The organism is Nocardioides sp. P5_C9_2 (assembly GCF_054049555.1).
Map to the genome: position 1 here is coordinate 1 of NZ_JBFUMD010000518.1, position 2,628 is coordinate 2,628.

Here is a 2,628-nt window from a genome sequence, read left to right on the forward strand (position 1 = left end):
GCAGGGGAGGTGTCAGGTCCCGCGGTCGTCGAGTCCGCATGCTAGGCCAGCAGGTCCTCCAACGCACGTCGGTTGTGGTGGACGTCTCCGGGGCCGGCGTTGCGGCACACTCACCGGCATGCTCATGCACCTGCGGCTGACCGTCCCCACCGAGCTCAGTGACGACGTGGTCGACCTGCTGCAGAGCCAGGACCGCTCGGCCAACCTCACCGTGCAGGTCGGGGTCTCCCGCTCCCCGGTGGGTGACCTCGTCGAGTGCGACGTCGCCCGCGAGCTGGTCGGGGAGGTGCTCACCCGGCTCAAGGCCCTCGGGCTCGACGAGGAGGGCGGCATCGTGGTGACCACCCCGACCGCCACGCCCTTCGCCGCCGCCCGACGTCTGGAGGCGGTCGCCCCCGGCGACCCCGAGGACGCGGTGATCTGGGACTCGGTCATCGAGCAGGCCTACACCGCGAGCCGGCCCACGGTGTCCTTCCACGTCTTCCTGGTGCTGGCGACCCTGCTGGCGGCGATCGCGGTGATCACCGACTCGGCGGTGCTGGTGATCGGTGCGATGGTGGTCGGGCCGGAGTTCGGCACCGTCGCCGCGATCGCCACCGGGATCGTCTTCGGCCGTCGTGGGCTGACGATCCGCGCGCTGCGCCTGCTCGTGTTGAGCTTCGTCGTGGCGATCACCGTCGTCGCCCTGCTCAGCTTCGTGGCCAACCTGACGGGACTGGTCACCCCCGACATGGTCACGCGGGACCGGCCGCAGACCGGCTTCATCTGGCACCCCGACCGCTGGTCCTTCATCGTCGCGCTGATCGCCGGTGCCGCGGGTGTCCTGGCCCTGTCCACGGCGCGTGCCAACGCCATGGTGGGCGTCTTCATCTCGGTCACCACCGTCCCGGCGGCCGGCAACCTGGCCCTGGCCATCGGCACGTGGGCGCCCTCGGAGATGCGTGGCTCCATCGCGCAGCTGGGGGTCAACCTCTTCGGCATGCTGGTCGCCGGGGTGCTGGTCCTGGTCCTCCTGCGGGCCGTGTGGAACCGCGTCCTGGTCGGGGCGCAGCGGCTCTTCGCGCGCGGCGAGCGGGGCGACCAGCCGCTCACGCGGTAGCGGGCACCAGGTAGCGGTAGGTGTGGTGGGTGACGAAGCCCAACCCCTCGTAGAGCCGCACCGCGCCCGGGTTGTCCGCCTCCACCTGGAGCACCGCCGTCCGCGCGCCCTGCGAGGCCGCCCAGTCGAGGAGCTCGGCCACCACGTGCGTGCCGAGTCCGCGACGCCGGTGGCCGGCGTCCACCGCGATGGCGTCGAGCACCACCCAGTCGTCGTCCAGCGTCGCGCGACCGGTCGCCGTACCGTCCGCGCGGTCGACCACCAGCCGGTCGCCCTCCTCGCTGTAACGCTCCGTCAGCCCATCTCCACCCCCCTCCGGTGGGGCGTGGAGCTCACGTGACGGCGCGTTGCATGCCCGCAGGGCCTTCGCGACCCCGGCCACCTGGCAGTGCGCCGACCCGCTGCCGAGGTCGCGCCAGCCGAGGTCCAGCAGCCCGGACTCCTCCCCCGACCCGGCGACGGCCATCACCATCGGCTCCCGGTCCCGCTCGCGGTGCCACGCCTGCACGGCGGCGGAGGCGTCCGCCAGGGGCAGCCCGGGGTCGCCCATCGCGAGCGCCGAGTTGGCACGCCGCCGCAACCGTCCGTCGTACGCCGGGGCGCAGCGCAGCACCCACTCGCCCAGCGGCTCGGCGACCAGGTCGGGCCACAGCACGTGGGTGTGCAGCTCGACCTCGCGCGGGGAGTCRCGGTGGCGCACCGAGGGCCGTGGCGGCACCGGCTTGCCGGAGACGATGTCGGCCACCGGCACGGAGACGGGACCGCGGTCCGCGTCGATCACGACGACGCCGTCGGGTCCGGTGGACCACGATCGGCAGACCCCGAGGACGTCGTTGAGGGCCGGCCCGCCCGTCGGCCCGGTCTCGCCGCGCACGACGTGGCGGACCACGACCCGCTGTCCGACCACGTGGGGTCCGAGCAGGTGCCTGCCCACGGCATGGGGCTCCGGCGTCAAGGGCATGGCGAGATATTAGAGTGGTCACGTTCGCCCCACCCCTTGCCTCCAGGAGGACCCGGTGACCTACGTCATCGCCCAGCCGTGCGTCGACCTCAAGGACCGCGCGTGCGTCGACGAGTGCCCCGTCGACTGCATCTACGAGGGCAAGCGCATGCTCTACATCCACCCCGACGAGTGCGTCGACTGCGGTGCCTGCGAGCCTGTCTGCCCGGTGGAGGCGATCTTCTACGAGGACGACACCCCCGAGGAGTGGAAGGCCTACTACGAGGCCAACGTCCAGTTCTTCGACGACCTCGGCTCGCCCGGCGGCGCCGCCAAGATGGGTGAGATCGACAAGGACCACCCGCTCGTCGCCGCCCTGCCCCCGCAGGAGCACGAGGAGTGACCCCGTCGGAGGTGGAGGAGGTCGTGCAGCGACCGTCCCGAAACCCCCGACCCCTGGTGTCGCAGCGTCTCCCCGACTTCCCGTGGGACCGGCTCACGGAGTACGCCGCCCGGGCGCGCGCGCACCCGGACGGCATCGTGGACCTCTCGATCGGCACCCCGGTCGACCCCACGCCCCAGGTCGTGC

Annotated in this window: 3 protein-coding genes and 1 pseudogene; 3 read left to right on the plus strand and 1 reads right to left on the minus strand. The window is 72.6% G+C overall.

Features of this window, described 5'->3' with window-relative positions:
- Positions 1-118 precede the first annotated feature (118 nt).
- Entirely contained in the window at positions 119-1,099 is a 981-nt protein-coding gene (locus tag ACXJKL_RS19040; protein ID WP_457208571.1) for a DUF389 domain-containing protein, read from the plus strand.
- On the opposite strand, the gene ACXJKL_RS19045 is transcribed toward ACXJKL_RS19040, so the two are convergent.
- On the minus strand, positions 1,089-2,060 hold the full coding sequence (locus ACXJKL_RS19045) for a GNAT family N-acetyltransferase (RefSeq protein ID WP_457208572.1): 972 nt from the start codon (positions 2,058-2,060) through the stop codon (positions 1,089-1,091). The genes ACXJKL_RS19040 and ACXJKL_RS19045 overlap by 11 nt on opposite strands.
- A gap of 55 nt (positions 2,061-2,115) precedes the next feature.
- Here ACXJKL_RS19045 and fdxA point away from each other — a divergent pair, with 55 nt between their 5' ends.
- Positions 2,116-2,442 (plus strand): ferredoxin, encoded by a 327-nt coding sequence (gene fdxA, locus ACXJKL_RS19050; protein WP_457208573.1) that lies wholly within the window; start codon positions 2,116-2,118, stop codon positions 2,440-2,442.
- A pseudogene (locus tag ACXJKL_RS19055) lies at positions 2,439-2,628 on the plus strand (hypothetical protein); the annotation flags it as partial. The gene fdxA and the pseudogene ACXJKL_RS19055, both read left to right, overlap by 4 nt.

Excerpts from the sequence above, each read along its gene's own strand:
- ACXJKL_RS19040 (WP_457208571.1), top strand. The coding sequence starts at position 119 with ATGCTCATGCACCTGCGGCTGACCGTCCCCACCGAGCTCAGTGACGAC.